The sequence below is a fragment of the Microbulbifer agarilyticus genome (assembly GCF_020171345.1).
Lineage (GTDB): Bacteria > Pseudomonadota > Gammaproteobacteria > Pseudomonadales > Cellvibrionaceae > Microbulbifer > Microbulbifer agarilyticus_D.
The window spans coordinates 338,427-362,714 of sequence record NZ_JAIUZM010000003.1; the positions used below are offsets into that span (position 1 = coordinate 338,427).

Genomic DNA, 24,288 nt, shown 5'->3' on the forward strand with positions numbered 1-24,288 from the left:
TCAGGGATGGCGGTTATTTGGCAGCAGCAGCGCGATGGTAACCGCTATGAAGTGCGTACCCATGGTGCGACCGTGCGCCTCTACACCAATGGGGTGTTCCACACCCAGTGGAACCCTCGTGATCCGCTAAAAGGTTCTCTATGGGAGCTGCTACTTCTCCCGGCGTTTTTTCTGCCCCCTGAACAGGTAAAACGGGTGCTGCTACTGGGTGTGGGAGGTGGTGCCTTGATCCGGTTGCTGCAGACCTATTGCTCCCCGAGCCAAATCCTTGGTGTGGATATTGATCCGGTGCACCTCTCCGTCGCGAAACGCTTTTTCGAGGTGCGCGATGTCGAGCTGGTCTGCGCGGATGCCCGCACGGCGGTTTCTGACCTTGCCGCCGGCGATGGGGCGCCGTTTGACCTGGTAGTCGATGACCTGTTTGGGCATGTTGATGGCGAAGCTCAACGTGCAATCGCCGCTGATCCGGATTGGTGTAAGGCGATTCTCGCGCTTGTGGGGCCTGCGGGCATGGTGGTCAGCAACTTCGCGTCTCGTCGCGAATTACTGGACAGTGGCTGGCGAACACCCTTGATCGGCGCACAATTGGCGCCAGCCAGCGGGTGCTGGACCCTCGAACATCCGGAGTATGAAAACTGTATTGGCGTTTTTAGCCGGATTCCCCTGGATCGCAAAGATCTCAAACTGCATGCTCCCGCCGCACTTAACCCGGGCAATCCAGCGCGCAAATTGGATGCCCGTATTCGTCCTCTCCGCTAAGTCCGTTTTTCGCCTTATTAATGTGCGCATTGAGTTGGCGGGCTATTGATCCTTGAGTCTATACTGAATTTAGTCAGTTATTTTCCCGGGACCAATTGATGCGTTACAAGACCTTGGAAGATGTGATTCAGGAGGGAAGGGAGTTCCACCAAAAATTGGGCCGCCAGTACGCGGAATTTGAATTACTTTCTGCCGACGAACGGGCCAGTTTGTTGCTCGATCAACTCAAGCGACGCGAAGTTTCGATGAGCCATACGTTGGAGAACTTTCGCGAGGATGTGGGAGAGGGGGCTTTGCGCACCTGGGTGCAGTTTGCTCCAGAGGGACGGGAGCCAGAGCTGCTGCAACGGTTGCGCAACATCGACATCTCTGACGTTGAGGCCATTGGGCAGGTGGCGATGGACATCGAGATGTACCTTTCGGACCAGTATCGGGATTTGCTTTTAATCGCCGATACGCCCACCGCGAAGCGAACCTTAGAGCGTTTGCTGGAGCTCGAGCAGCTCGAAGAGCATACACTTTCTGTAAATTTATATAACCTGCGCGATTATTGACCGAGTGCGTTTTGTCGGGGAGTGGCGCGGGGAATAGCGCGTGGATTGGCTCCGGACGCTGACTTTATTTGGTCAGGTGAAATACACAAAATCCTTTGGCTTTTTCCAGTAAAGTAACTTCGCGAAACAGTCCCTCGGCTTTTCGCGCGAGCGGAATAAATTCGTTCACCACGAAAAGGGCCGATCCACCGGATTTAAGCGTTCTCGCTGCGTCGGCAAGAAAACGATCTGTGAGATCGCCTTCCACCTGAAAGCCCTGATGGAATGGTGGATTGCAGATCACTATATCTACGCTGGCACTGGTGACTTGCGAGCCAGCGTCGCCAGCAATCACCTCTCCCTTAATTCCGTGTAGATCAAAGTTATTCTGGCACGCCAATAAGGCTGCGGCGTTGTTGTCCGTGGCAACAATTTGCGTGTGGGGTGCCAGCTGAGCTAGCTGAACGCTCAGGTAGCCAAAGCCGCAACCCAGGTCCAGTGCGTTGAATGGAGGCTTGGGCAAGTGCTCGGAAAAGTGCTGTGCGAGCAGGGCGCTGCCCACATCAATCTTGTTCCAGCCAAACAGGCCAGGTTTACTGAATAGACCATCGAGCGAATCCGGCTTGCGCAGAGCGCGGTAGTTGGAATCGTCTAGGGCTGCGCCAAGTTTTGCATCGCGATTCAGCTGGTTGTGGCTGGAATATTCTGTGCCATGCTTCTGCAGGTTTTTCCCCCCGCCAAATCTCTGCGCAGCTTTTTGGGCGTAGGTTTTGATTCCGCTGTTCTTGCTGCCAATCAGGATTAGTTCGCCATTCTCTTGAAGGTGTTCGGCCGCAGTGTTGATCACGTGGTGTACCGCAGCCTTTTCCTTGGATACTGGGTACACAATGCGCGAGAACGTATTTTCAGTTGCAGGCAGATCAAAGTCGGAAAAAAGTGCAGAAATGCCAATCTGCTCTGCGGCATGAACGATATCCCAGCGATTGCTGAGCAGGATGCCGCGAAAGTGCAGCCCGGGTTTCAGCAGGACTTTGCTATTTTCATCGGCGATCCACAGCGTGTCGTTATCACTGTTACTCAGCAGTTGGGAAAGCAGGGTAGACATAGGCGGGCTTTGGTTTTTTCTTGCTGAGTCAGCCGATACTGGCGACTTCTTCCGGGGTAAGCGGGCGGTATTCCCCTTCGGTCAGCATCTCATCCAACGCGATGTCACCGATGCTCTCGCGATGCAGCTCTAATACCCGATTCCCTAGCGCTGCAAACATGCGTTTTACCTGGTGGTAGCGCCCTTCGGTAATGGTGATGCGTACCTCATTGCGGTAAAGAATCTCGAGCTTGGCCGGCTTGGTGCGAGTCTTCTCGTTATTCAGCCAGATCCCCTTGGCAAACTTGTCTACCGCATCGTCGGCAATTGGTTCCGCCAAGTGTGCGTAGTAGGTCTTCGCACATTGATGGCGAGGCGAGGCGATTCGGTGCGACCACTGGCCGTCATCGGTGATCAGCACCAGCCCTGTCGTATCGATATCCAGACGTCCGGCAATATGCAGCTTTTGCAAATTTGGCTCGTCCAACAGATCCAGCACGATGGGGTGCTCCCCGTCTTTCGTCGCGCAGACGTAGCCCAGCGGTTTATTCAGCATAAAGTAGCGCGGGCCGGCCGCGCCGAGCGGCTCGCCGTCCAGACAAAGCGCGTCAGCAACATCCACCTTGCTGGCAGGGTCTGTCACCGTCTTTCCGTTGACGGTGATGCGTTCCTGGCGTGCCGCTCTTTTTACTTCAGCCCGCGACAGGTCGGTGACCTGGCTGATCGCCTTGTCGAGACGCAGTGTCGCGGAGGTTTTCGAGGTGGATTTAGCCAATCTTCTTCTCACCGGAATCGACAGATTGGTAAATCAGGGTGTTAATGGTCATGGGGCCAACGCCGCCGGGCACCGGTGTGTAGGCGGATGCGCGCTCAACCAGTGGGCCCAGCTCAATATCGCCCACACCACCGGGATGGTAGCCAGCGTCCACAACCACGGCGCCATCTTTGATCCACTCGGCCTTGATAAACTCTGGGCGGCCTACGGCGCCTACTACGATGTCAGCGCGGCGGATATGCTCGGCCAGATCTTGGGTTCTGGAGTGGCAGATGGTCACCGTCGCATTGGCATTCAGCAGCATGGCGGCCATTGGTTTGCCCAGGATGGGGCTGCGGCCAACGACGACGGCGTGCTTGCCTTCAAGTTCGATATTGTAGGCTTCCAGCAGGCGCATGATGCCTTTCGGGGTGGCGCAGCCGTACGCTTCCTCACCCATCGCCATGCGGCCAAATCCGAGACAGGTCACGCCGTCGACATCTTTCTCCAGTGCAATAGCGTCAAAGCAGGCGCGCTCGTCAATCTGTTCCGGCACCGGATGCTGAAGAAGAATACCGTGTACATTCGGGTTGCTGTTGAGCTCTTCGATCTTGGCCAGCAGTTGCTCGGTGGTAGTAGAGGAGGGGAGCTCCACTTGCAGCGAATCCATACCGATACGACGGCAGGCATTGCCTTTCATCTTTACATAAGTCGCAGAAGCGGGATCGTCGCCCACCAGAATGGTGGCGAGGATCGGAGTCTGGCCGCCACTTTTGTCTTTCATGGCCGCGACACGGGCAGACAGTTCTTCTTCGGTTTTCTGGGCAAGGGCCTTGCCGTCCAGAACCAGTGCTGACATAGATTTTTCTCAACCTGAGCAGAGAGCTCCGCCGGTGCGAAGTGGCGGGCTCGTGGGTGTAGGAGTTAGAAGCTTAATAAAGGGGCGGCATTTTCGCACAAGCCGCGAATATTTTCCCTATCTGGTCAGCTATTCGGCAGCCAGTTTGATGAAAGGCTAAACTACTTTAAAAATAATGGCTTAGCGGCGTTGACACCCTCGAGGGGCGCAAGTAATATGCGCGCACTCAAACGGGGGGGCAACTCCTCGGGACAGTATCGGGGCATAGCGCAGTCTGGTAGCGCGCCTGCTTTGGGAGCAGGATGTCGGGGGTTCGAATCCCTCTGCCCCGACCAATTTTCCGGGTTTCTATGCGCCCGTAGCTCAGCTGGATAGAGCATCCGCCTTCTAAGCGGATGGTCGCAGGTTCGAGTCCTGCCGGGCGTGCCATTCCTACCAATGGCAGCGAACTCGGCAGACTAGTGGTGGACCATAGCGAGCTTTTGGTCGCAGGACTATCCCGGCTCATTTGCACAGCAGATGGGCGAGACAGTGTTGCCACAAGACACTGATACTGCATTATGGTGGCCGTAGCTCAGTTGGTAGAGCACAGGATTGTGGCTCCTGAGGTCGCGGGTTCGATCCCCGTCGGCCACCCCATATTTTGACCGTTAGGTCCCGAAACCCGGCTATATGCCGGGTTTTTTGGTTTTGGGCCCGGATTGTTCTAGCACTTGCCTTTACCTGGACTGGGGCGATCTAGGATAATGCGCGCCAGTTTTGTGTTTCGGCAGAGGACCCGCCGAATTTAATCTTTAAAAGTTAGGGGAATACAGTGACTGAAGTAGTCGAGCGTAAGGCAACCAACGTGCATTGGCACGACGGCGAGGTAAACCGTGGCGACCGTGCAGCAATGCTGGGTCATAAGGGCGTGACTCTGTGGTTCACTGGCCTGTCTGGTTCCGGTAAGAGTACCGTCGCGGTTGCCGTGGAAAAGGCGCTGACTGCTCGTGGCGTACTGAGCTACCGTCTCGACGGCGATAACATTCGCCTGGGTATCAACTCTAACCTTGGCTTTTCCGCAGAAGACCGCCAGGAAAACATTCGCCGTGTCGGCGAAATCTCTAAGTTGTTTGCGGACACTGGTGTTGTGGTCCTAAGCAGCTTTATTAGCCCCTACGCGGAAGATCGCGCGATGGTGCGTAAAGTGCATGAAGAGGGCGACCTGCCATTCATGGAAGTGTTTATTGACTGTTCCCTGGAGGCGGCGGAAGAACGCGACCCGAAAGGTCTGTACAAGAAGGCTCGCGCCGGAGAAATCCGCGGCTTTACCGGGATCGACGATCCATACGAAGCCCCAGAAAGCCCTGAGCTGCATTTGCGTACCGACCAGATGACCCTGGAAGACGAGGTCGAGGCAGTCATTAAGTCTCTGCAAGAGCGCGGTATTATCGTCTAATGATGTGACGCTGTGGTGCACATTACTGTGACGACACGGTCGTAGGGTAATGTGCCGCCATGCCGCTTGCCTGAGGTATGGCATTGCTGCGATACCTCGGGGCATAAACTTCTATTTCTCCCGCATTTTTGTACATTCCGTTTAATTCTTAAACGGTTGTTTTCTTCCAAATTTCTTCAAGTTAACTCGCCCGCCAACCGGCCAACGCTTTTCCCCGCGCCACATATACTGTTGCTGTGCCCGTAATATTTGCTGACAGTCGTTTCTGTCGATCGGTGCACTAGGAACACATGGCGTAGGGAGGCGCATATGGCTTTGAGCGCAAGGAGTTTTTTCGCGCGACTTGGTGTCCGGCGGATTGTGACGAGTGTTGTTGCCGCGTTTTTTTTGTTGCTCGGGTTGGGTGGCTGGTTTGCCTATGAAAACTTGCCACGGCTTCCTGGCGTGCCTAAGGCGCCCGTTGTCGGTGTGCCCGAAGGGGCGCTCGATCATCTTCCTCAATCAGCGTATCTCGGTGACCACCCTAGAAAAAGCGGACGCCCGGCAGAATATTTTCCATTTCCCATTGCGATAGGCGAGAGTGGTCCGGTAGAAACTCTATTTTCTGGTCCCTCAACTTACCCATTTCTATGCGGACAAAATAAGGTTACCCACCTCCAGCCGCTGGTAGACAATCATGCGGGCCAAGGTATTCCGATTTTTTCTCTCGACGAAGAAGGGCAAAAAACGGATGAAGTAATTGGTTATAGCCGCGACTGCAGCCACGCAACTTCTGTATCCTATTTTTATCGGAGCACCGTGGATGGCTTGTTCCATCGGTTAGAGAAAGCCAACAATGATATCGACAAGGTGACGGTAAACGGGCGTACCACGGACTTCGTTGTGCGTTTGGAAACCGGCACCATTAATCGCTTCCATTACGCCATCGCTGTCTTACGTGGGGAAGGTGAAACTGCAGAGAAACCGAATGGTAGTAATTGGAATAAGCGCCTGGTTTATCAGTTTCGTGGTGGTGTAGGTGTTGGTCGCCGCCAAGGTAATATGGGGCGGAATGCGATTGTCGAGCGCCGTGAAGATCAGTTGGCTCGCGGATATGCCATCGTCTATTCGACCGCCAACCAGACCAGTAATCACTACAATATCTGGCTTGCCGAAGACACGGCGCGGCGGCTGAAGAAGCAGTTTGTATCACTCTATGGTGAGCCGTTGTTTACCGTTGGTATTGGCGGTTCGGGCGGAGCGATTCAGCAGTACCTGATTGCCCAGAATGCACCGGGGGTGCTGGATGCCGCAATACCGCTCTACTCCTACCCAGATATGGTAAGCCAGACCATTTATGTCTTTGACTGCGAGCCGTTAGAGTATTACTTCGATGTAATCGTCGCGGAAAATTCGCGCTGGAAGAACGTAGCTGAACGCGAGCCCATTATCGGGCTTGCCACCAAGGCAGACTTTGAGCATCGCTTTAAAATTTTGGAAGATACAGTAGCTATTTTTGACCCCCGTTATCGTGGTGTCGCTAATGGCACGTCTGAGTGCGTTCAAGGCTGGCGCGGGCTGGTGCCGCTGGTTAACAACCCAAATTTCATTCACTTCAAGGCCAGCTATGCCGATGAGGTTGCAGACAATACCCATTGGACGCACTGGGAAGACTTGCGGGATTTTTATGGGGCTGGGCACGATGGTTACGCGAACAGCGCATGGGATAACCAAGGGGTGCAGTACGGTCTTGAGGCGCTAAAAAGAGGAAAGCTAAGCATTGATGAGTTCCTCCACCTGAACGCGACGATCGGAGGGTGGAAAGCACCCTTAGAGCAGGGTGGAGAAAAGCTCTGGTTTATGAACGGCGATCTGTTCCCAGTAGACCTGTCTGTCTGGAGTGAACACAACATGAATTTAGGAAGCCTGGATAGCCCGGCGCCTAGAAGTGTTGCCAGCATGGACGCCATCGAGGGTATTTATCGCTCGGGACACGTGTTCCTTGGCGATGTCGAAATTCCGATTGTTGATCTGCGTCATTACCTGGAAGGTGAGCTGGACATGCATCATAGCTTGGCTTCTTTTTCCAGTCGTGAGCGTATTCGACGGGCACGGGGACACGCGGATAACCAGTTGATCTGGATGAGCCACAAGAAGTATGACCCGGTTGATGAGGCGCTAGATATTATCGATCACTGGATCCAGAAAATTGCTGAAAACCCAGAGCGTGGTGTTGCCGGCAATAAGCCGGTCGAGGCGACCGATCGTTGTTTTGATAAAGATGGCAACGTGCTGGCTGCGGGTTCGGATGTCTGGGACGGTGCGTGGAATTACAAGGCTGATGGTGCCTGTATGCAGCTCTACCCGATTTACAGTACGTCGCGGATGATGGCCGGTGCCCCGATTACCGGTGATGTGTTCAAGTGCGCTTTGCAGCCGCTAGAGCGTGCCGTTGCCAAAGAGGTCTATGGTCAGGCCACGGATGAAATCGTAGAGCGTATTGACGACATGCGACGGATTTTCCCGGACGGTGTGTGCAACTACAATCTCGGTGATATTGCTCGCCCAAGTGGACCGCTGTTTCCACAGGTCGGTGATGTGATGATTGCCGGTCAGTCAGTCGAGTCCGATTATCGATTGGTTCCTGCGCAAATTGCACAGGATTCTGAGCCTGAGGAAGAGGTCGTTCCCACGCCTGTGTCGGTAGAATCACCAGTGTCGGAGGAGTAGGCTAAGCGTAACCTCTGGTGAATAAATAGGCGCTGAAAGTTTTTAAAATTTTTGGCGTCTTTTTTGTTGACACCAAACTCCAGTCCGGTAAGATGCGCCTCGCTCTCGGGGGATAACCCCAGAGCAAAACGGAAACCTTCGATTAGAAGTTACCGAATTGGGTGGTTAGCTCAGTTGGTAGAGCGGCGCCCTTACAAGGCGTAGGTCACAGGTTCGACCCCTGTACCACCCACCATTAATCCGCTGGGAGCGGATTAAGACGACGAAGTCGCCCGCAGGGCGAGTGCCAGGACGGCGCGAGTCACTTCCCTCTCTGGAAGTACTACCGAGGACCGGTAGTTCAGTTGGTTAGAATGCCGGCCTGTCACGCCGGAGGTCGCGGGTTCGAGTCCCGTCCGGTCCGCCAAATACAAAAAAGGCTCTGTTCGAAAGAACAGGGCCTTTTTTGTATCTGGAAGATTACTGGCTGGATGCTGAAGCCCGGTTCAGTCCCTACCCCCCCCTCCGAGTGTGTCACCAACTATAATGTCCGTCACCCTAAAAATTGCCATTTGTCCAAAATCGGAATATATTTGGTCATGTGACCTCTTAAATTGACTCCGGAGGCGATATGGCGAGCCCAGCCCATACCCCACAAGCTACTGAAGACCAGGTTCTGCTCGAGGCAACCATCAGTACCGCCAATCATTTGGGGCTCAAGAAAACCGAGCTTAGCGGCATCATTCACCTGGATGATCGAACACTGCGTCGTCGCAGTGGTCTTTCCCCCCAAAGTGCTGAAGGCCAGTTAGCACTGTTGCTCATCAGGGCCTATCGCTCTGCCTTCGTTCTTATGGGGGGAGAAGAGGGGGCTAAAACCTGGTTTGCAACCGCCAATCGAGCGCTTAACGGAATCCCGAAAGAACTGGCGCGCCGTATTGACGGTCTCGTGCGAATTGTGACCTATCTTGATGCGATGCGAGGGAAGGTGTGAAGGCGGGTGTGGACGATCTGCGCGGCAAAATTCGTGAATCCGCAGTGCGTTTACTTGGACGACTCTATCGAATTATCGAGTCTCAAGAGGAGGTTGCAACCAGAAGCTTGGTCGACAGCCTGCAAAAGCAAGAGATTCTCGAAAACTTATTAGAGCAAAGTAAGCCGGTTCGACTGCCGGGTAGCGAACAGCTGCACTATCTTCTGGCCACGCCATTCCGCTATCCGCCGTTGCCCTGGGGCTCAAGATTTGGCGGTATCGCAGAGAGTGGCATCTTCTATGGAAGCAAAACCATTGATACCGTGTTGATTGAGGCGGCCTACTATCGTCTGCTTTTTATCAACGATATGGTCGAAGCACCGATGGCGCCAGTCACAAGCTTCCATCAGATCTTCTCGGCAAAATATTGCGCCGACCCAGGCGTGCGGCTACAGGCCGAAACTTGGCGACACCACTGGCCGCAGCTCACACACCATTCCCAATACAGTTTTTGTCAAACGTTGGGAGCACAGCTGCGAGAGAGCAATGTACAGGGTGTGGAAGCGTTCTCTGCTCGTGCACTGATGGCGGGTATTTGCGAGTTACCTCAAACCGGAGGGGGCGCTGGTGGTGAGGGCATCAATGTCGCACTATTTGATCCCGCGGCACTGCTTCCCAGAGCGCCGACCATTGAAGCAGAAGTAACTGCTGAAACGACAACCGATGGGGTTTCATTCCTGGTGAAGTCCGGAAATAGCGTACGCACAACAACTTTCAATAAATCGGTTTTCTTGGCTTCCGGTACCTTGCCGCTCCCCGCCTGACTCCAACTGTTTAATAATTGGTCTCTTATTGATGGTTCGCTACTTGACTGAGTTAAGCCTCGACGCTTTTGTTGATGCCGCAGAAAATGTCCCTTATCAGCAGATCAATTCCGAGCTTTTTCCCAATATCGACCTGTGGGTGCGCCGTGACGACCTGATCGATCCCATCATCTCCGGGAACAAAGCCTATAAGCTCATATATAACTTGCTCGAGGCTCGTAAACTGGGCAAAGACACAATCGTTACCTGTGGTGGTGCGTGGTCAAATCATATACACGCTACCGCAGCGGCAGGGCAGCGCTTTGGGTTTAAAACAATCGGCATCATCCGGGGTGAAAGACCGCCAGTATTGGGTGCAATGTTGCAGGATGCTGAGCGATTTGGGATGGAGTTGAGGTTTGTGTGCCGCAGTGATTATCGTAAGTGTCGTGAACTGAGTCTTCCAGCAAGCCTCGGTCTCAAGATGGAAGGCAGCTGGTTTGTACCAGAGGGAGGAGCAAACTCTCTGGGCGCAAGCGGCGTTCGTCTTTTGGGGCGCGTGATCCGGGAGACAAGCCCGGTCGCATTTGATCAGTGTTGGGTGGCCTGCGGTACAGGATTGAGCCTTGGGGCCTTGGCATCCGGACTGCCTCCAACAATCAAGCTGTTCGGTGTCGCCGTACTTAAGGCTGAGAAGAGCATTCTCGCGGCGGTAAAAGAATGGGGTCTCGCTGGCTCGAGACCAATGAGGACTACTTTGATTGCAGATGGGCACCAGGGGGGCTATGGGAAAGTCAATGATCGGTTGCTTGCTTTCCAGAAGGAGCTAGAGCAAAAGGCGTATTTGCCCATTGATCACGTCTACACTGCGAAGGTGATTTATGCGCTCATGAGGCGCTGCACTCAGTTAAAGCAAGGAAGGCACAGTAAGCGCCAGTGGAAAGTCTTGTTGGTGCATACTGGAGGACTTCAAGGTCGACGCGGAATTGTATAAAAAGTAGACGTTTCCCCTTGGTGTGGCGCTCGTATTTTGTTCTTTCTGCTGGCTGACTGATCAATCATTTAAGCAGCATTATCTGGTTCGACTCCCACTTTCCCCTAAGGCATAATTACCTGTCAATTTATGCGCACGCGTCTATTTATTGGGCATCAGTGATTGATCCGCAGTGTAGAAAACGCATATATCGCTGCAGGCACGCATAACCATAAAACTGTTTTTGCCCAGATTCGGGCACCTTGGGGGAGCGGTGTCGGAATTTCAGAATATTGGCCTTATTGGCCGAACGGAAAGTGATAGTGCGGTTACCTCGCTCAAGCGCTTGATGGGGTTCCTAGAGCGGGAAGGGTACTCCGTTGTGCTCGAAAACGAGACTGCCACGGCAGTTTCGGACTATCCCGCCCGCACCTCCTCTAAAGAGAGGCTTGGCGAGCTCTGTGATCTGGTTATCGTGGTTGGTGGTGATGGCAGTCTTTTGGGTGCCGCCCGCGCGCTTGCCAAGTACAGCGTTCCGTTGCTAGGAATCAATCGCGGCCGTCTTGGCTTTCTTACCGATATTACCCCCGATCAAATTGAGCAAAAGGTTGGCGAAGTACTGGCCGGAAAATACATGGCCGAGAGTCGCTTCCTACTTGAAATGTCGGTCACGCGAGAAGGTAAGCCTGTTGGGAAAGGTTCTGCTCTTAATGACGTTGTGATACATCCAGGCGAATTCATTCGTATGATCGAATTTGACTTGTATATTGATGGGCAGTTCGTCTACACCCAGCGCTCAGACGGACTGATTATCTCAACTCCCACAGGGTCTACGGCCTACGCACTGTCCGGTGGTGGTCCAATCATGCATCCAAAACTGGATGCTATCGTCGTTGTGCCATTGAATCCGCACACTCTTAGCAGTCGCCCGATAGTTGTTGAGGGTAGTAGCGAGTTCAAAGTCATTGTCGGTGAACAGAATGTTGCTAACCCACATGTAACGTGTGATGGACATGAACAAGTAATAACTGAGCCCGGCGATGTGATTCGAATTCACAAAAAACCCCATCGGCTTACTTTGATTCACCCAATTGATCACAATTTTTATGAAACTTGTCGTTCAAAGCTTAATTGGCAAACCATGTAGAAGAGGCGTTTCCACCATGTGTGGGTTTGCGGCTTGGAAAGTGGTTAAAGCCTTGTTAGTAGTATTTTGGACGAAAAGAGAGAATTACATTGAACTCAATCGATTATAAAGGGCTGACAAGCTATTTGTTTCTGTCCGAGCTCAAGTCCGAATTGGACAAGTACTTGCTGGGGCCTGTTTGGTGGGTTTTGGAACCGTGCCTGTTTGTGGGTGTTTTCTACTTCTTGTTTGCTCACCTCAAGGGCAGTGGTGACTTCGTCTATGCATTAGTTTGCGGGATAACAACTTGGCGCTGGATGATGGAGATAGTCAACCAAGGTGGGGCTTCGGTTTTTAGAAAAAAAAGTGTGCTCCAAAACTTCAGAGTTCACCCTTTTGTCTTTCCTTTGGTTAGCTTATTAGTAAGTACGTTAAAGTATATTTTCATACTTATGTGTGTGCTCGCTCTTCTAGCTACCCAGAACGTGCTGAACTTTGGAAACGCTGTCGATTTTTCGCTTTGGGTTTTTTGTGCGATCTTGACTTCGTTTAGTTATGGGGTCTTCTTTAGCGTGATCATGCCATTTGTGCCTGATGTGCAGATTGTAATTTCACGTGGCACGATGCTTATGATGTTCTTATCGGGCGTTATCTTTCCAATTCATGAAATGTCCGAAATGGCCCAGAGGATTCTATTTTGGAATCCCTTTGCACATATTATTGAAGGTGTACGCGATCTTCTCCTCTATGGTGAAAGGATCGACCCTTTGATTTTCCTAGTCATAATTGGAACCCACCTACCTATTCTTATTTTCTCGTATTTCATGTTGGGGCGTCTTCGTGGTGAGATACCAAAGAGGTTGATTTAGTCGTGAAAGACAGAGTCTTGAAACTGGATGGGGTATCGTTGTGCTACAAAAGTGGCTACAACATCTTTAAGTCCTCTAAGAAAAAAGTACTTTCTGATGTCAGCATGGAGATCTGTCGCGGAGAGAAGATTGGTGTGCTTGGTAGGAATGGAGCGGGAAAAAGCTCTCTGCTGAAACTTTTAGCAGGCATCTATCAGCCCGACGAGGGCAGAGTCCTAGCTGGTGAGAAAGTTCGATCAGCTTTCATAGGGCTTCAAAATGGTTTTGTTCCTTATATGACCGGTTTTGATAATATTACCCTGACAGGTTTGCTGATGGGGATGAGCCGAGGCGAAGTGCGCCAAAAGCTTGATCAAATTGTTGACTATACGGAGTTGGGTGAAAACCTCAGTCGGCCTGTTTTTAGTTTTTCCTCAGGAATGAAAGCTCGCTTGGCATTTGCTATTTCGGCGTTTTCAGAGCCTGATCTTCTTCTTATCGACGAGGCAATGTCTGTAGGTGATCGAGCCTTTAGGAAAAAATCAGAAGAGAAGATTGCTGAGCTTATAAAAGGGGATACCGCAGTTGTCCTCGTCTCGCACGAATCGCGCCTTATCGAGAGTATTTGTTCCCAAGCGATTTGGTTGGAGAAGGGTACCGTCGTGGAGTTAGGAGATAGCGAATCGGTGGCGGCCGCTTACGCTAAATCATTCGAGAGCAATCCCCAAGCTGCCGGGAGAACTCAAAAATTAGTTGCAGTTTGAAGAAAATGGTTATGCCTCAAATTCCAGCAACTGGGACCCTGATCGGTATCGTTACTTATAATCCAGATTTGTCTGTTTTTGAGGCCCTCCTCGAAAGGGTTTCGGGGCAGGATTGTGATGTGGTCGTATACGATAATGCTTCAGATAATCTTGATTCTATCATCGGGATGTCCGAGAGGAACCTAAGTTGTTCCGTTGTTGCTGGTCAAGCAAACATCGGAATTTCGGGGGCTGCAAACGCTATATTTGGAATTGCAGTCCAAAGGAATAAGGAGTTTGTTTTACTTTTTGATCAGGACTCCATACCAAGCAAAAGTTACGCAAAGACACTAATTTCGGCGTATAGAGAGTTGTGCGGCCAGGGAGTGAATGTTGCTGCGCTGGGTGGAATTCATACGTGTCGATTTACTAATCAAAGTCAACCTCTAATACAATTTGGAAAATGGAAGCCCACAAAGTTGCTTCCTGAGGAGTGCGAGGGCTCCGTCCCCGTAGACTTCCTGATTACATCAGGGACATTAATACCCGTTCAGTCTCTGAAAAAAATCGGTGGATATGACGATCAACTATTTATAGACAGTGTTGATTTGGAGTGGTGCAGCAGAGCTCTCGCGCTAGGATTTCAGCTTTTCGGGGTGGTGGACGCGAAATTTACTCATGAGATTGGAGAGGGGCGCTCGACGATCATGGGACTTCCATTGGTTAAGACACATTCACCTATTCGTACATTCTATATTAATCGAAACATTTTGATTTTATCTAAGCGTGAATATGTCAGCATGTCTTGGAAAATAAATGTAATTCTCAGGGCTTCTTTGAAAATATTGTTTTTTGTGTTTTTTGATAAGGCTCGGTATGAACATTTGAAGGCTATCGTTGCAGCGGCCCGGTATCAAAAAAATAGAAAGACATTGGCAGAAGTGAATTCTGAGGCTGTGGCGGGACTGTCTTTATGACTACTAAGTTATCAGTGGGCATGGTCTGTCACGATACAGAGTCAAAAACACTTGAAAAGTGCTTGAAAAGCTTGTTGCTTGAGCTTCGTGCTGCTATTAGTGACAACGTAATTAATTCAGCCGCAGTGTGCCTGCTCGACAACTCCGAACTTGCGGAGTATGGCCATGAGTTGCGTGTACTTATCAATAGCCTGTGTCTTCCCGAATCGGTCCAAATAGAGGTGTTTGTATCAAAGAATAGGGGGTTTGGCGCCGGCCATAATGAGCTTATTACCCAGTCTTCAGCTGATATTCACCTGATTATTAATCCTGATCTTGAGTTTCTTTCGCACTCTATTACTACAGCAGTCCATGGTATAGAGCCAGGGGTTACAGGTCTCGTGCTGCCCAAAATTGTGAACTCTGATGGGGCCCCATTGCGCCCACACTTTAGCGAGTTCAGCCCTAGATATATATTCCTTCGCTCAGTAGCACCAGATTTCATTAAAAGGAAGTTTAAGGGGGCTCTTAGTGCTGCGGCATATCAAAACCAGCGGATACATGTCCCTGCAGGGTCAAGGTCAGTGTTTTCAGGCTGTTGCATGCTATTTCATCGCGACATTTTGGAGAAAGTGGGTGGATTTGATGAGCGCTATTTCCTGTATTTTGAGGATTATGATCTTTCGTTAAGAGCCTTGATGGAAACTTCCGCCCTGATTGAGCCAAGCTTTCAAGTTATCCACCATGGTGGTAATACGAGTAAAAAGGGACGAAAACATATATATCGGTTCCTGGTCTCAGCCGCACGCTTCTACTGGGGTCGAATAAAGTTAGGGTTAGGAGTGGGCAAAGAAGTATGTTGAACTACGTGGTAAAGCTACGGGTTTTAGTCTCAGATTATACATTTAGACTGGCAAGCAGGGTTCCTAAGTCTGTGCGTCGTCATCTGAAGGCTATAGGCGCCATATCGAAAGTGTTTAACTTCTTCCGGGATGACTCTTACCGGGATAGATATGCCTTTAAAATGCTGAAGGCTCGACAGTCGCAAGAGCTTGAAGTAATAGCAGCTCGCGAGCGCGATGAAACTGGTAACTTGATTCATATTGTAATTGACGCACAGGGGTCAAGTGCTTCAGTGGTTTGTAAGACAGTCGAAAGCGTCCTCAATCAGGCTGAGAATACTTGCAAGATTACGTTGTTTGCATCCGAGGTTGACTACACAGAAGCCCTGTATAACTCCTTTCCAGAATTACACAAAATTCAATTTAACCTGCTTGATTCAGGGTTAGGTGTAGTGCGGGCGCTTCAAGAGGTGACCCGGCTACCACTTGCCAAGCACGAATACGTGCTGTTCCTGAATGCTGGCGATATGCTCAATCAGTATGCCATCAGTACATTTAATTACTTTACCAGAGTGTGCGAATATCCTGATGCAATTTATAGTGACGTCGCGACTAATATAGCTCCCAAGCCGGTTTTCGAGGGGCGGCCAGAATTCTGTCCGGACTATCTATACGAGTATAATTATTTACCCTCCTCAATCTGTTTTAAATGCGAACAGCTGCGAGGCGTCAATTTACCCGGTGCCGGTTGGGCAGAGAGCGTTGATGCGATTAATCACGCTTTAGCTATTGTCTTAAGTAGTTATCCGGACGTAGATATTCGGCATATACCTTATGCTCTGGTTGAAACTGAAGTCAGTGTTGAGCCTGGAAGACCAGTTTCACAACTTGCTCGTGAAACACTTGAATTAATCGGCGCTCAGCGCGGTTTTGAAGTCCGGAACGGGCTAAGCAAAGAGACTGTGTGCGTTCAGTGGAATTTAGTTGGGCAGAAACCGCTTGTTAGCATTATTATCCCAACGAGGGATCAGGTAGAGCTTCTACGTCAATGTATTGACTCTATTATAGAAAAGTCAACTTACCAAAATATTGAAATCTTGGTAATTAATAACAATTCGGTAGAAAGAGAAACCTACGAATACTTCCAAGCACTTGCGAAATTAAACAGAGTAAAAATAATTGATTATCCAGGAAAGTTCAATTATTCAGCGATCAATAATTTTGCGGTATCTAGGTCCTCAGGTGAGATTATAGCCTTAGTTAATAATGACATTGAGGTAATTAGTCCTGATTGGCTGGAAACCATGGTGGCTCATTGCGCTAGATCTGACGTGGGCTGTGTCGGTGCGAAGCTCTACTATCCGGATGGCACATGTCAACACGGCGGGGTCGTTATCGGCTATGGCGGGGTTGCAGGTCATGCGCACAAGAATTTTTCAAGAGCTAGCGAAGGGTACATGTGTCGATTGGTTAGTACCCAGAACTATACAGCGGTAACCGCGGCTTGCCTCCTGATCAAGAAAGAGACATTCCTAACGGTGGGCGGGCTGGATGAAGATAACTTAACAGTAGCTTTCAACGATGTTGATTTGTGTTTGAAGGTCCATGAGCTAGGACTACGCAACATCTGGACACCCCATGCGGAATTGTATCATCACGAATCTGTGTCTCGGGGTAGTGACAAAAAAGGTGCTGCCCGTACCCGCTTTATGAAAGAAATCGAATATATGAAAAAGCGCTGGAATACCCATGAGTTTAAAGATCCGGCGTATAACGAAAATTTGACGCTTAGTCGAGAAGATTTTGCGCTTAAAACCTTTTGATTTAGTTTTAAAAAAGAATCCTGTGTTATGAGAGTTTTGGTATATGGCCTCGCTAAAAGTGGGACCACAATTTTGGCAGCTCGAGTTCAAGCTTCTCTCGAAGAATATTGCGGAAGAAAGGTTACAAATTCATTTGAGCCTAAAAAAATATGGCGCGTTGATGGAGAGCTGGAGTATGTCAAAGGGGAAAAAAGACAGCGCTCAGTAGAGGACGAAGTTGTAAAAACTCTATTCGACTCAGGCGTACCAGCGGATGAGATCTTAAAGCACGAAGATCACTTTGATAAGAAAATTTTTATTACTCGTGATCCGCGTGATCGTTATATCAGTCAGGTATTTTATCGCTGGCACGCCGGCCATAGCCCGGAAGAAAGTAAATTTAACAGAACTCTCGATTTGGTAATGCTTAAGGAATCGAGACCGGATTCGGTACCATTTGTTTTCTTGGCAAATCAAAACCCCTCTGCCTTTTCTGGGCTTAGACAAAAGCTCTCTGAAAGTTACGAACCAGTTATCAAGTTTTTGAAGGGTTTATCGAAGGATTGGCATGTAATACGTTACGAAGATTTAATTGACGGTCAACTTGATGACTTGGAAAAGTATCTCGGTTTTCCGGTTAAGCGCGATGTTGGGGTATCAGAAGCTCATAAGCGCGTTGTTAGAAGCAAGTCCTATGGGAATTGGAGGCGGTGGTTTACCGCTGATGATGTTGGATACCTAAAGCCGGCCTTTTATAAGTATTTACAGTTTGCCGGATATGACTCGGAGGATTGGAGGCTTGATCTAGTAACAGCCCTTCCTGAGCGTGAAGGTTCTGAGTATATGAGAAAGTTATTTTATGGGGTGCCCGAGAATAAAAAGAAGGATAACAAACTACGTCATTATCTAAAGCACCGCATTTCTTTGTTAGGTAACTCGATACTCAAGTCGAAAGTACGTTATGACCTTTTTCCAAAGGTGCCTCCTGCCTCCCCTCGTCTCTTTCTCCATATCCCAAAAACTGCGGGAACCAGCTTTCGGGAGTCACTTAGATTGTCAGTTGGCGATGCAAACCTGATCGCTGACTATCCGAAGCAGAGGGGACATGAAGAGAGTCTCCCATATCTTTTTTTGACTCAAAAATGCGAGCCAGATGAATTGCTCCGGCAATTGCTGAGATACCGGAATCCTTGGATCGCTGGGCATGTAAAATATTCGAGGTACAATAGGGTTATACCTCTTGAAAACACATTTACCTTTTTGCGGCATCCGGTGGATCGCCTAATCTCTCTTTACAAGCATAGGTGTCGACATCAGGGTTTGAGGATTTCTTTCGAGGAATTTATCGATCAAGACTCAGTTCACAATTCCCAGAGCAAATACCTACCACTGAAAAGCCTTTCAAAAGTCGCTTTCGTTGGGTTGACCGAGGAATATTCAAAGTCGATTGAGTACCTTAATTGGAAGTATGATTTGAAGCTTGTCGAAGTTAAAAATAATGAATCCCCACATGTACAAAAAGTTGAGCTCAACAAATACCTGTATGAGAAGATCTGCGAGAGAAACTCCCAAGATTTTGAGCTCTATCAAGCGGCCGAAATGCTTTTCAGGAAAAAGCTGCTCGAAATGAATTCTGATGCTGCCAAAGCGCTAAGAGAAAAGGCATAAAATGACTATGAAGTTTGCTGAAACTACGATACCGGGAGTAAAAATAATTGAGCCAAAAGTCTTTGGCGATGACCGAGGCTACTTCATGGAGACCTTTCGCCAAGATATCTTTAATAGCGAAATAGGTAATACTGATTTTGTTCAGGAAAACCAATCTTTGTCAAAGAAGAATATTTTGCGAGGCCTGCACTATCAGATTAAGCAACCTCAGGGGAAATTGGTAAGAGTAACGCATGGTAGCGTGTTTGATGTTGCCGTGGACTTAAGACAGTCGTCGCCTACATTCAAGCAATGGGTTGGTGTTGAACTTTCAGCTGAGAATAAACGGCAATTGTGGGTGCCAGAGGGGTTTGCTCATGGCTTCTGCGTTTTGTCAGAAACCGCAGAATTCGTGTATAAGTGTACCAATTTTTATGCGCCTGAATATGATCGCAATATTATTTGGAATGATCCGGAAATTGGTATTGAGTGGCCTCTGATGGGCGCCCCACAGCTGTCTGAAAAGGATCAGAATGCCCCTCGCTTGGAGTCTGCGGAGGTTTATTCATGATCAGGGTCTTGATATCAGGGGCAAATGGGCAGTTGGGCCAAGAATTAACTAGTGCGTCACCAAACGGCTATGAAGTGATCTCTCTCTCGCGAGCAGATTTGGATATTACAAATGCGGAATCAGTTTCGAATGCGCTATCTAAGTTTAGTCCGCATGTAGTCATAAATGCTGCAGCATATACCAAAGTCGATTTGGCAGAGACTGAACGCGAGTCTTGTCATGCGGCGAACGCTGATGCCCCAGGCTACTTGGCCGAAGCCTGTCACAAAACTGATGCAGCCTTGATTCATGTTTCGACAGATTTTGTTTTTGACGGCTGCAGTTCTAGACCATACACGGTGGATAGCAAGACATCGCCCCAAAGTGAATATGGGCGTAGTAAGCTCTTGGGCGAAAATCGCATAATTTCCTCCGGGCTTGAGAATTATGCGATTATTCGCACCTCATGGGTCTATTCCAGCTACGGTAGTAATTTTGTAAAGACGATGCTGAGATTGATGGCGAGTCGGGATCGTTTGGCAGTGGTGGGCGACCAAGTTGGTACTCCGACCAGCGCCTCTCGGTTAGCAAGCATAATTTGGCAGCTAGTGGATAAATTCAAGACCGGAGAAGCCGTTCGGCTAAATATGGAAGATAGAATCTTTCATTGGTCCGATGCAGGGGTAGCATCTTGGTACGACTTTGCAGTTGCTGTTCAAAGAGAAGCGCTTGATCGAGGCCTACTTTCCCGTCAAATTGAGGTGGACTGTATCCCAAGTGAAGCGTACCCGACACCAGCGCATCGCCCACATTATAGTGTGATGGATACTTCTAAATTGCGTTCATTATTGGCTATTGGAGCATCCCATTGGTCTTGCGAGTTGTCCAAAGTTTTGGATGTGATCAAAGAAGATAAAACCCGCCGTGAAGTGGGGCTTGATGTATGAGAAGGTCTGCACTGTGGGCGAAGCAATTACTGCGGTCAAAGCTCCAGAAAAAAGTTGCCCTAAATATCGATTACATGCTCCAAGTTCCGGGGAAGATCGTTTTGTCCGGTTGGGTGGGGAGCCGAACGGATCCAGCGACTTCGATTAGCTGGAGCAATGGTTCTACCAAGAGCACATTAGAAAGTAAGCTCTTTAAATTTACTCGTGCTGATGTAATAGGGCAGCTGGGTTTTCAAGGTGAGTCACACTGCTTTGGTTTTATTGTTGTTATCGACGGGTTGAGTGATGTGGCCAATTTGGTCGCCTCTGTTAATGGAATATCCTTCCCTCTTGCTGGCCAGAAGTTTAACAGCGTAACGTCGCCAAATATCGTCGCGGGACAAGCGGGCGAGAAGGGTGCATTGGCGCTTAAGTTCATTGAGAAAAATGATGTTGCTTCCGGCCAGGTCGCTACAGCAACGGCGGCGATTACCCTAGACCCTGAGATCATGAAGATCCAGACTGAGTTGGGTACCTTGAACCTGCATGCGGAAGACTTTGTAGAGCGTGCCCGTGCCGGTGTGCTTGATAGGGTACAGAGTGTCTGGAAGAAAAGGACTTCAAAGCCAAATCCAGTAAGGGTTGTAACTCACGGCGTGCTCCCGGATGATCCGGCGCTAAGCATTATTGTACCTATTTATGGGCGGTACGATTTTGTACAGCATCAAGTGGCAAGTTTTTCCGACGATGAGAATTTTGCCAATGTCGAAGTTATCTACGTATTGGATGACCCCTCACTAAAACATGAGTTTTTAGTCACCTGCGAGGGGGTTTTCAAGACTTTCGGCCTACCATTTAAGCTGGTTGTGTCCACGCAGAATCTTGGGTTTGCAGGCGCAAATAACCTTGGTGTTGCAAATGCGCGAGCTGAAAGAGTGCTACTACTGAACTCTGACATTTTACCTTCAAAGCCAGGTTGGACGCAGGATCTCATTAAGACCTTCGAGAGCCTTGATAATGTTGGAATTTTAGGGGCCGCGCTACTGTATGAAGACAATTCTGTGCAGCATATGGCCATGGAATTTCGTAGAGACTCCAGCTTTCCAGGGCTTTGGCTGAATCATCACCCGTGTAAAGGGATGCCATGGGATTTGGTGAAGTCTCGAGGCGTAACTAAGGTGCAGCTAACTACCGGGGCTTGTATGCTCATGAAAAAGTCACTCTACGAAGAAGTTGGTGGCTTTGACCCATTGTACGTTCTTGGTGACTTCGAAGATTCAGACCTTTGCCTCAAAGTTCTGCAACATGGCTTTGATATCTATGTTGATAACGATGTTGTCCTATACCATCTGGAGCGATTGTCCCAAGGGTTGGTTTCCGAAGATAATTGGAAAACAAAGTTGACCATGCTTAACAATGTGCATCAGTTGAATAAGTGGGAGTCCCAGATCGAGCGGGTGGTTGAAGAATGAGTAGAATTTTAGTCGTATCGCACGGGCATCCCGATTTCAATAAAGGTGGGGCTGAAGTCGCAGCTTATAATTTATTTAAAGAGTTGCGGCGGCAAGGTCATGATGCATATTTTTTGGCGCGTACTGAGTTATTACCTCATGGTGGGGCCGCATTCTCGCAGAGAAATGATCCACGAGAGATTCTTTTTCATACAACGATGGATGATGGCTTTCTTTTTTCCAGCCTTAAGACAAAGCACTTGTGGGGAGACCTAAGGGACTTATTGCTTAAAATAAAGCCCGATGTGGTCCATTTCCATCACTATTTCCAGATTGGAATCGAGGCAATTGAAATCGTCCGGAGAACATTGCCTCAAGCGAGAATTGTTCTGACGTTGCATGAGTATTTGGCCATTTGTCACAATAATGGCCTTATGTACAAAACCAACGGCAAGCTTTGTTATCAGTATAGTCCTCGAGACTGTAATAATTGCTTCCCAGAGAAATCTCCTGGTGATTTCTTTCTAAGAGAGAAATATTTAAAGAACATCTTCAAAAATGTTGATCACTTCGTATCCCCCTCACTTTTTCTGAAGAATAGATATGTTGATTGGGGCATCTCGGAGAAAGACATATCTGTGATTGAAAATGGTCAGCCCCAACTTGAAGCGATTATTTCAACTGACAAGTGCGCTGAGGCAGATGACCAGAGAAAAATAAAACTTGCCTTCTTTGGTCAAGTGAATCCATTTAAGGGGATCGATGTCCTTTTGGGCGCCATAAGCTCTCTCAGCAAAAAATATAGAGAGAGATTGGTAGTTGAAATTCATGGTGCAAATTTTGACAGCCAGCGGGGTGAGTATCAAAAAAAAATAAAGCGCTTACTCAGGAAAACAAGGGGTGTTGTCACTTTTTGTGGTTCGTACGAGTCGCATGAGCTACCTGGGCTTTTAAGTGCGACTGATTGGGTGGTTATTCCATCTATTTGGTGGGAGAACTCACCAATGGTAATTCAGGAAGCCTTCAGTGCTAGAGTGCCAATTATAACGAGTGACATTGGTGGGATGGCGGAAAAGATTAACGACGAGGTAGATGGCTTACACTTTCGAGCGGATAAGCATCAGGGTTTGGCTGAGGTTATCGTCAGAGTAATTGAGGACTCGACTCTCCGCGGGAAGCTTTCTGATAACATTGCGCCGCCTTTAACGATCGCTGAGTGCCTGAATCAGCATTTTGAAATTTATGGAGTTAATTATCATGCTATTCAAAATCAAGAAGCCTCAGAAATCGCTTGATGTATTTGAAATAAAAGGCGCTATTGAAAATTCTGGTTTTCAGTTCTTTCGTGGTGTTAAGTCAGGTTCACCCTTGGAGGTGAGTGTTCAGGGGAATAAAGCACGCTTTGTAAGGCTCAGTCTGCAGACTGTAACGTCATTCCACCTAGATGAAGTAGAAGTGCTTAGCAAGTCAGGTATTAATGTCGCTTTAAATAAACCGGTGCTATGTAGTAGCTTTTTTAACGGTGAAATTAAATATCAGGGAGCGGGTGTGGTCAATGGTCAGAAGAATGGTGGCTGCGGGTTTCATACCCAGAGAGAGGAATCGCCCTGGCTTTTGATTGATCTTCGAGAAATTATCGATATTGCCTCCATTAGAGTGTTTAACAGGGAGGGGGAGTTTTTTACTCGCGCACTTAGTCTGAAGGTTGAAGTTTCAAGCGATCTGAAGTCCTGGGATGTTGTCTTTGATAACTGGAATGGACTACGGGCCTTTCTCTCACAGGAACTGAATGATGAGGAGAAAGCAATTGCGTACGCCGCCGCTCTCGAACACAGTAAAGCAGTTTCTTTATTTAATAGAATGGTTGCGGAGGGTAGAGTAACCGAAGCGGCATCCTTTCATGCATCGATAAATACGGTAATTAGGAGTCATGGTCTTGCTATGGGGCCGCATGGGTTCTTGAAGACCTTCTCCTTTTGTGGTGACGAGGAAAAAGCCAAAATATGTGCGGAACTTAAACGAATTCTGGACTGGCTAAATGATGAGTTTGGTGTATCCGCATTCATAACATCTGGGACTCTTTTGGGTATGGTTCGAGAGGGAGACTTCATACCGCATGATGACGATCTCGATATTTGCTACATCGGAAATTCCTCTAGTGCGAAAGAAATATTGGAAGAAAGAATAGCTCTAGCCAAGTTTTTGCGCGGTAAGGGTTGTGGTGTCCAGGAGTCAAATGTCGCTCATTATTGGTGTGTATCACCGGGCGGCGTCAAGTTAGATATCTTTACTGGTTTTATAGAGGGTGGACGCTGCTCGATCAACCCGCTTCCTAGGAGGGCAATAGATGAGAGGGCTATATTTCCGGTTAAGACGGAAAGCTTTCATGGTCATGATCTGACTTTGCCTTCGAAGCCAGAGTCTTTGTTGCAAGTTAACTACGGCCCCAATTGGAGAAAGCCAGATCCCTTTTGGAAGTTTGATTGGGGGCGAGCCAAAGAAGAGTATAAATTCCTATATTTTGGAGTCTAGG

General features: G+C 49.0%; 22 protein-coding genes and 5 tRNA genes. 24 read left to right on the forward strand and 3 right to left on the reverse strand.

Annotated elements, in window-relative coordinates:
- Positions 1-6 precede the first annotated feature (6 nt).
- Together LCM31_RS11875 and LCM31_RS11880 are read left to right on the forward strand one after the other, a co-directional pair.
- Entirely contained in the window at positions 7-759 is a 753-nt protein-coding gene (locus LCM31_RS11875; protein ID WP_224870363.1) for a methyltransferase domain-containing protein, read from the forward strand.
- 98 nt (positions 760-857) lie between these two features.
- Complete coding sequence (locus LCM31_RS11880; RefSeq protein WP_222249490.1) at positions 858-1,313, forward strand: hypothetical protein; 456 nt, start codon at positions 858-860, stop codon at positions 1,311-1,313.
- A 64-nt stretch (positions 1,314-1,377) separates the two neighbouring features.
- Here the strand turns inward: LCM31_RS11880 and LCM31_RS11885 are convergent, their stop codons facing one another.
- The 3 genes from LCM31_RS11885 to folD are packed head-to-tail and all read right to left on the reverse strand — an operon-like array spanning position 1,378 to position 3,989.
- Complete coding sequence (locus tag LCM31_RS11885) at positions 1,378-2,397, reverse strand: class I SAM-dependent methyltransferase (protein WP_224870365.1); 1,020 nt, start codon at positions 2,395-2,397, stop codon at positions 1,378-1,380.
- A 28-nt stretch (positions 2,398-2,425) separates the two neighbouring features.
- Positions 2,426-3,151 carry a 16S rRNA pseudouridine(516) synthase RsuA gene (gene rsuA / locus LCM31_RS11890; RefSeq protein ID WP_224870367.1) on the reverse strand — a complete coding sequence of 242 codons (726 nt, stop codon included), beginning with the start codon at positions 3,149-3,151 and terminating at the stop codon, positions 2,426-2,428.
- Positions 3,144-3,989, reverse strand: a complete 846-nt coding sequence (gene folD, locus LCM31_RS11895; protein ID WP_224870368.1) for a bifunctional methylenetetrahydrofolate dehydrogenase/methenyltetrahydrofolate cyclohydrolase FolD — start codon at positions 3,987-3,989, stop codon at positions 3,144-3,146. The genes rsuA and folD overlap by 8 nt, the downstream gene beginning before the upstream one ends.
- Positions 3,990-4,247: 258 nt before the next feature.
- Here folD and LCM31_RS11900 point away from each other — a divergent pair.
- The 22 genes from LCM31_RS11900 to LCM31_RS12005 all read left to right on the forward strand — a co-directional run bounded on the left by LCM31_RS11900 (position 4,248) and on the right by LCM31_RS12005 (position 24,287).
- A tRNA-Pro gene (locus LCM31_RS11900) sits at positions 4,248-4,324 on the forward strand.
- A 17-nt stretch (positions 4,325-4,341) separates the two neighbouring features.
- A tRNA-Arg gene (locus LCM31_RS11905) sits at positions 4,342-4,418 on the forward strand.
- Between the two features lie 134 nt (positions 4,419-4,552).
- Positions 4,553-4,628, forward strand: a tRNA-His gene (locus LCM31_RS11910).
- 175 nt (positions 4,629-4,803) lie between these two features.
- Positions 4,804-5,427 carry an adenylyl-sulfate kinase gene (gene cysC / locus LCM31_RS11915; protein ID WP_222227938.1) on the forward strand — a complete coding sequence of 208 codons (624 nt, stop codon included), beginning with the start codon at positions 4,804-4,806 and terminating at the stop codon, positions 5,425-5,427.
- Between the two features lie 309 nt (positions 5,428-5,736).
- A complete protein-coding gene (locus LCM31_RS11920) occupies positions 5,737-8,136 on the forward strand; it encodes a DUF6351 family protein (RefSeq protein ID WP_224870370.1) in 2,400 nt (799 codons plus the stop codon).
- Positions 8,137-8,295: 159 nt separating this feature from the next.
- Positions 8,296-8,371, forward strand: a tRNA-Val gene (locus LCM31_RS11925).
- Between the two features lie 94 nt (positions 8,372-8,465).
- Positions 8,466-8,542 (forward strand) — tRNA-Asp (locus LCM31_RS11930).
- A 204-nt stretch (positions 8,543-8,746) separates the two neighbouring features.
- Positions 8,747-9,109 carry an MbcA/ParS/Xre antitoxin family protein gene (locus LCM31_RS11935; RefSeq protein WP_224870372.1) on the forward strand — a complete coding sequence of 121 codons (363 nt, stop codon included), beginning with the start codon at positions 8,747-8,749 and terminating at the stop codon, positions 9,107-9,109.
- Positions 9,110-9,117: 8 nt separating this feature from the next.
- Positions 9,118-9,912, forward strand: a complete 795-nt coding sequence (locus tag LCM31_RS11940) for an RES family NAD+ phosphorylase (protein WP_224870374.1) — start codon at positions 9,118-9,120, stop codon at positions 9,910-9,912.
- A gap of 43 nt (positions 9,913-9,955) precedes the next feature.
- Positions 9,956-10,885: a 1-aminocyclopropane-1-carboxylate deaminase/D-cysteine desulfhydrase gene (locus LCM31_RS11945; protein WP_224870376.1), complete on the forward strand. Its 930-nt coding sequence runs from the start codon at positions 9,956-9,958 to the stop codon at positions 10,883-10,885.
- 253 nt (positions 10,886-11,138) lie between these two features.
- Positions 11,139-12,011, forward strand: coding sequence for an NAD(+) kinase (locus LCM31_RS11950; protein WP_224870378.1), 873 nt, complete (start codon positions 11,139-11,141; stop codon positions 12,009-12,011).
- An 89-nt stretch (positions 12,012-12,100) separates the two neighbouring features.
- Entirely contained in the window at positions 12,101-12,859 is a 759-nt protein-coding gene (locus tag LCM31_RS11955; RefSeq protein WP_224870380.1) for an ABC transporter permease, read from the forward strand.
- Between the two features lie 2 nt (positions 12,860-12,861).
- Entirely contained in the window at positions 12,862-13,602 is a 741-nt protein-coding gene (locus LCM31_RS11960) for an ABC transporter ATP-binding protein (RefSeq protein WP_224870382.1), read from the forward strand.
- Between the two features lie 11 nt (positions 13,603-13,613).
- Positions 13,614-14,558 carry a glycosyltransferase family 2 protein gene (locus tag LCM31_RS11965; protein ID WP_224870384.1) on the forward strand — a complete coding sequence of 315 codons (945 nt, stop codon included), beginning with the start codon at positions 13,614-13,616 and terminating at the stop codon, positions 14,556-14,558.
- A complete protein-coding gene (locus LCM31_RS11970) occupies positions 14,555-15,400 on the forward strand; it encodes a glycosyltransferase (protein WP_224870386.1) in 846 nt (281 codons plus the stop codon). The genes LCM31_RS11965 and LCM31_RS11970 overlap by 4 nt, the downstream gene beginning before the upstream one ends.
- Positions 15,394-17,202 (forward strand): glycosyltransferase family 2 protein, encoded by a 1,809-nt coding sequence (locus LCM31_RS11975; RefSeq protein WP_224870388.1) that lies wholly within the window; start codon positions 15,394-15,396, stop codon positions 17,200-17,202. Before LCM31_RS11970 ends, LCM31_RS11975 begins: the two co-directional genes overlap by 7 nt.
- Positions 17,203-17,229: 27 nt before the next feature.
- Positions 17,230-18,849, forward strand: a complete 1,620-nt coding sequence (locus tag LCM31_RS11980; RefSeq protein ID WP_224870390.1) for a sulfotransferase family 2 domain-containing protein — start codon at positions 17,230-17,232, stop codon at positions 18,847-18,849.
- 7 nt (positions 18,850-18,856) lie between these two features.
- The gene (gene rfbC / locus LCM31_RS11985; RefSeq protein WP_224870392.1) at positions 18,857-19,399 is read left to right on the forward strand and encodes a dTDP-4-dehydrorhamnose 3,5-epimerase; all 543 of its coding nucleotides are present in this window, start codon (positions 18,857-18,859) and stop codon (positions 19,397-19,399) included.
- Positions 19,396-20,325: a dTDP-4-dehydrorhamnose reductase gene (gene rfbD, locus LCM31_RS11990; protein ID WP_224870394.1), complete on the forward strand. Its 930-nt coding sequence runs from the start codon at positions 19,396-19,398 to the stop codon at positions 20,323-20,325. Before rfbC ends, rfbD begins: the two co-directional genes overlap by 4 nt.
- The gene (locus LCM31_RS11995; protein WP_224870396.1) at positions 20,322-21,776 is read left to right on the forward strand and encodes a glycosyltransferase family 2 protein; all 1,455 of its coding nucleotides are present in this window, start codon (positions 20,322-20,324) and stop codon (positions 21,774-21,776) included. The genes rfbD and LCM31_RS11995 overlap by 4 nt, the downstream gene beginning before the upstream one ends.
- Positions 21,773-23,050, forward strand: coding sequence for a glycosyltransferase family 4 protein (locus LCM31_RS12000; RefSeq protein WP_224870398.1), 1,278 nt, complete (start codon positions 21,773-21,775; stop codon positions 23,048-23,050). Before LCM31_RS11995 ends, LCM31_RS12000 begins: the two co-directional genes overlap by 4 nt.
- On the forward strand, positions 22,998-24,287 hold the full coding sequence (locus tag LCM31_RS12005; protein ID WP_224870400.1) for a discoidin domain-containing protein: 1,290 nt from the start codon (positions 22,998-23,000) through the stop codon (positions 24,285-24,287). The genes LCM31_RS12000 and LCM31_RS12005 overlap by 53 nt, the downstream gene beginning before the upstream one ends.
- Position 24,288 lies beyond the last annotated feature (1 nt).

What these genes read in the sequence shown, in the direction of transcription:
- LCM31_RS11875 (WP_224870363.1), top strand. Translation starts at nt 7, where the DNA reads ATGGCGGTTATTTGGCAGCAGCAGCGCGATGGTAACCGCTATGAAGTG.
- LCM31_RS12000 (WP_224870398.1), top strand. Translation starts at nt 21,773, where the DNA reads ATGAGTAGAATTTTAGTCGTATCGCACGGGCATCCCGATTTCAATAAA.
- LCM31_RS11970 (WP_224870386.1), top strand. Translation starts at nt 14,555, where the DNA reads ATGACTACTAAGTTATCAGTGGGCATGGTCTGTCACGATACAGAGTCA.
- LCM31_RS11980 (WP_224870390.1), top strand. Translation starts at nt 17,230, where the DNA reads ATGAGAGTTTTGGTATATGGCCTCGCTAAAAGTGGGACCACAATTTTG.
- rfbD (WP_224870394.1), top strand. Translation starts at nt 19,396, where the DNA reads ATGATCAGGGTCTTGATATCAGGGGCAAATGGGCAGTTGGGCCAAGAA.
- LCM31_RS12005 (WP_224870400.1), top strand. Translation starts at nt 22,998, where the DNA reads ATGGAGTTAATTATCATGCTATTCAAAATCAAGAAGCCTCAGAAATCG.
- folD (WP_224870368.1), bottom strand. Translation starts at nt 3,989, where the DNA reads ATGTCAGCACTGGTTCTGGACGGCAAGGCCCTTGCCCAGAAAACCGAA.
- LCM31_RS11885 (WP_224870365.1), bottom strand. Translation starts at nt 2,397, where the DNA reads ATGTCTACCCTGCTTTCCCAACTGCTGAGTAACAGTGATAACGACACG.
- LCM31_RS11935 (WP_224870372.1), top strand. Translation starts at nt 8,747, where the DNA reads ATGGCGAGCCCAGCCCATACCCCACAAGCTACTGAAGACCAGGTTCTG.
- rfbC (WP_224870392.1), top strand. Translation starts at nt 18,857, where the DNA reads ATGAAGTTTGCTGAAACTACGATACCGGGAGTAAAAATAATTGAGCCA.
- LCM31_RS11880 (WP_222249490.1), top strand. Translation starts at nt 858, where the DNA reads ATGCGTTACAAGACCTTGGAAGATGTGATTCAGGAGGGAAGGGAGTTC.
- LCM31_RS11965 (WP_224870384.1), top strand. Translation starts at nt 13,614, where the DNA reads ATGCCTCAAATTCCAGCAACTGGGACCCTGATCGGTATCGTTACTTAT.
- LCM31_RS11995 (WP_224870396.1), top strand. Translation starts at nt 20,322, where the DNA reads ATGAGAAGGTCTGCACTGTGGGCGAAGCAATTACTGCGGTCAAAGCTC.
- LCM31_RS11975 (WP_224870388.1), top strand. Translation starts at nt 15,394, where the DNA reads ATGTTGAACTACGTGGTAAAGCTACGGGTTTTAGTCTCAGATTATACA.
- LCM31_RS11920 (WP_224870370.1), top strand. Translation starts at nt 5,737, where the DNA reads ATGGCTTTGAGCGCAAGGAGTTTTTTCGCGCGACTTGGTGTCCGGCGG.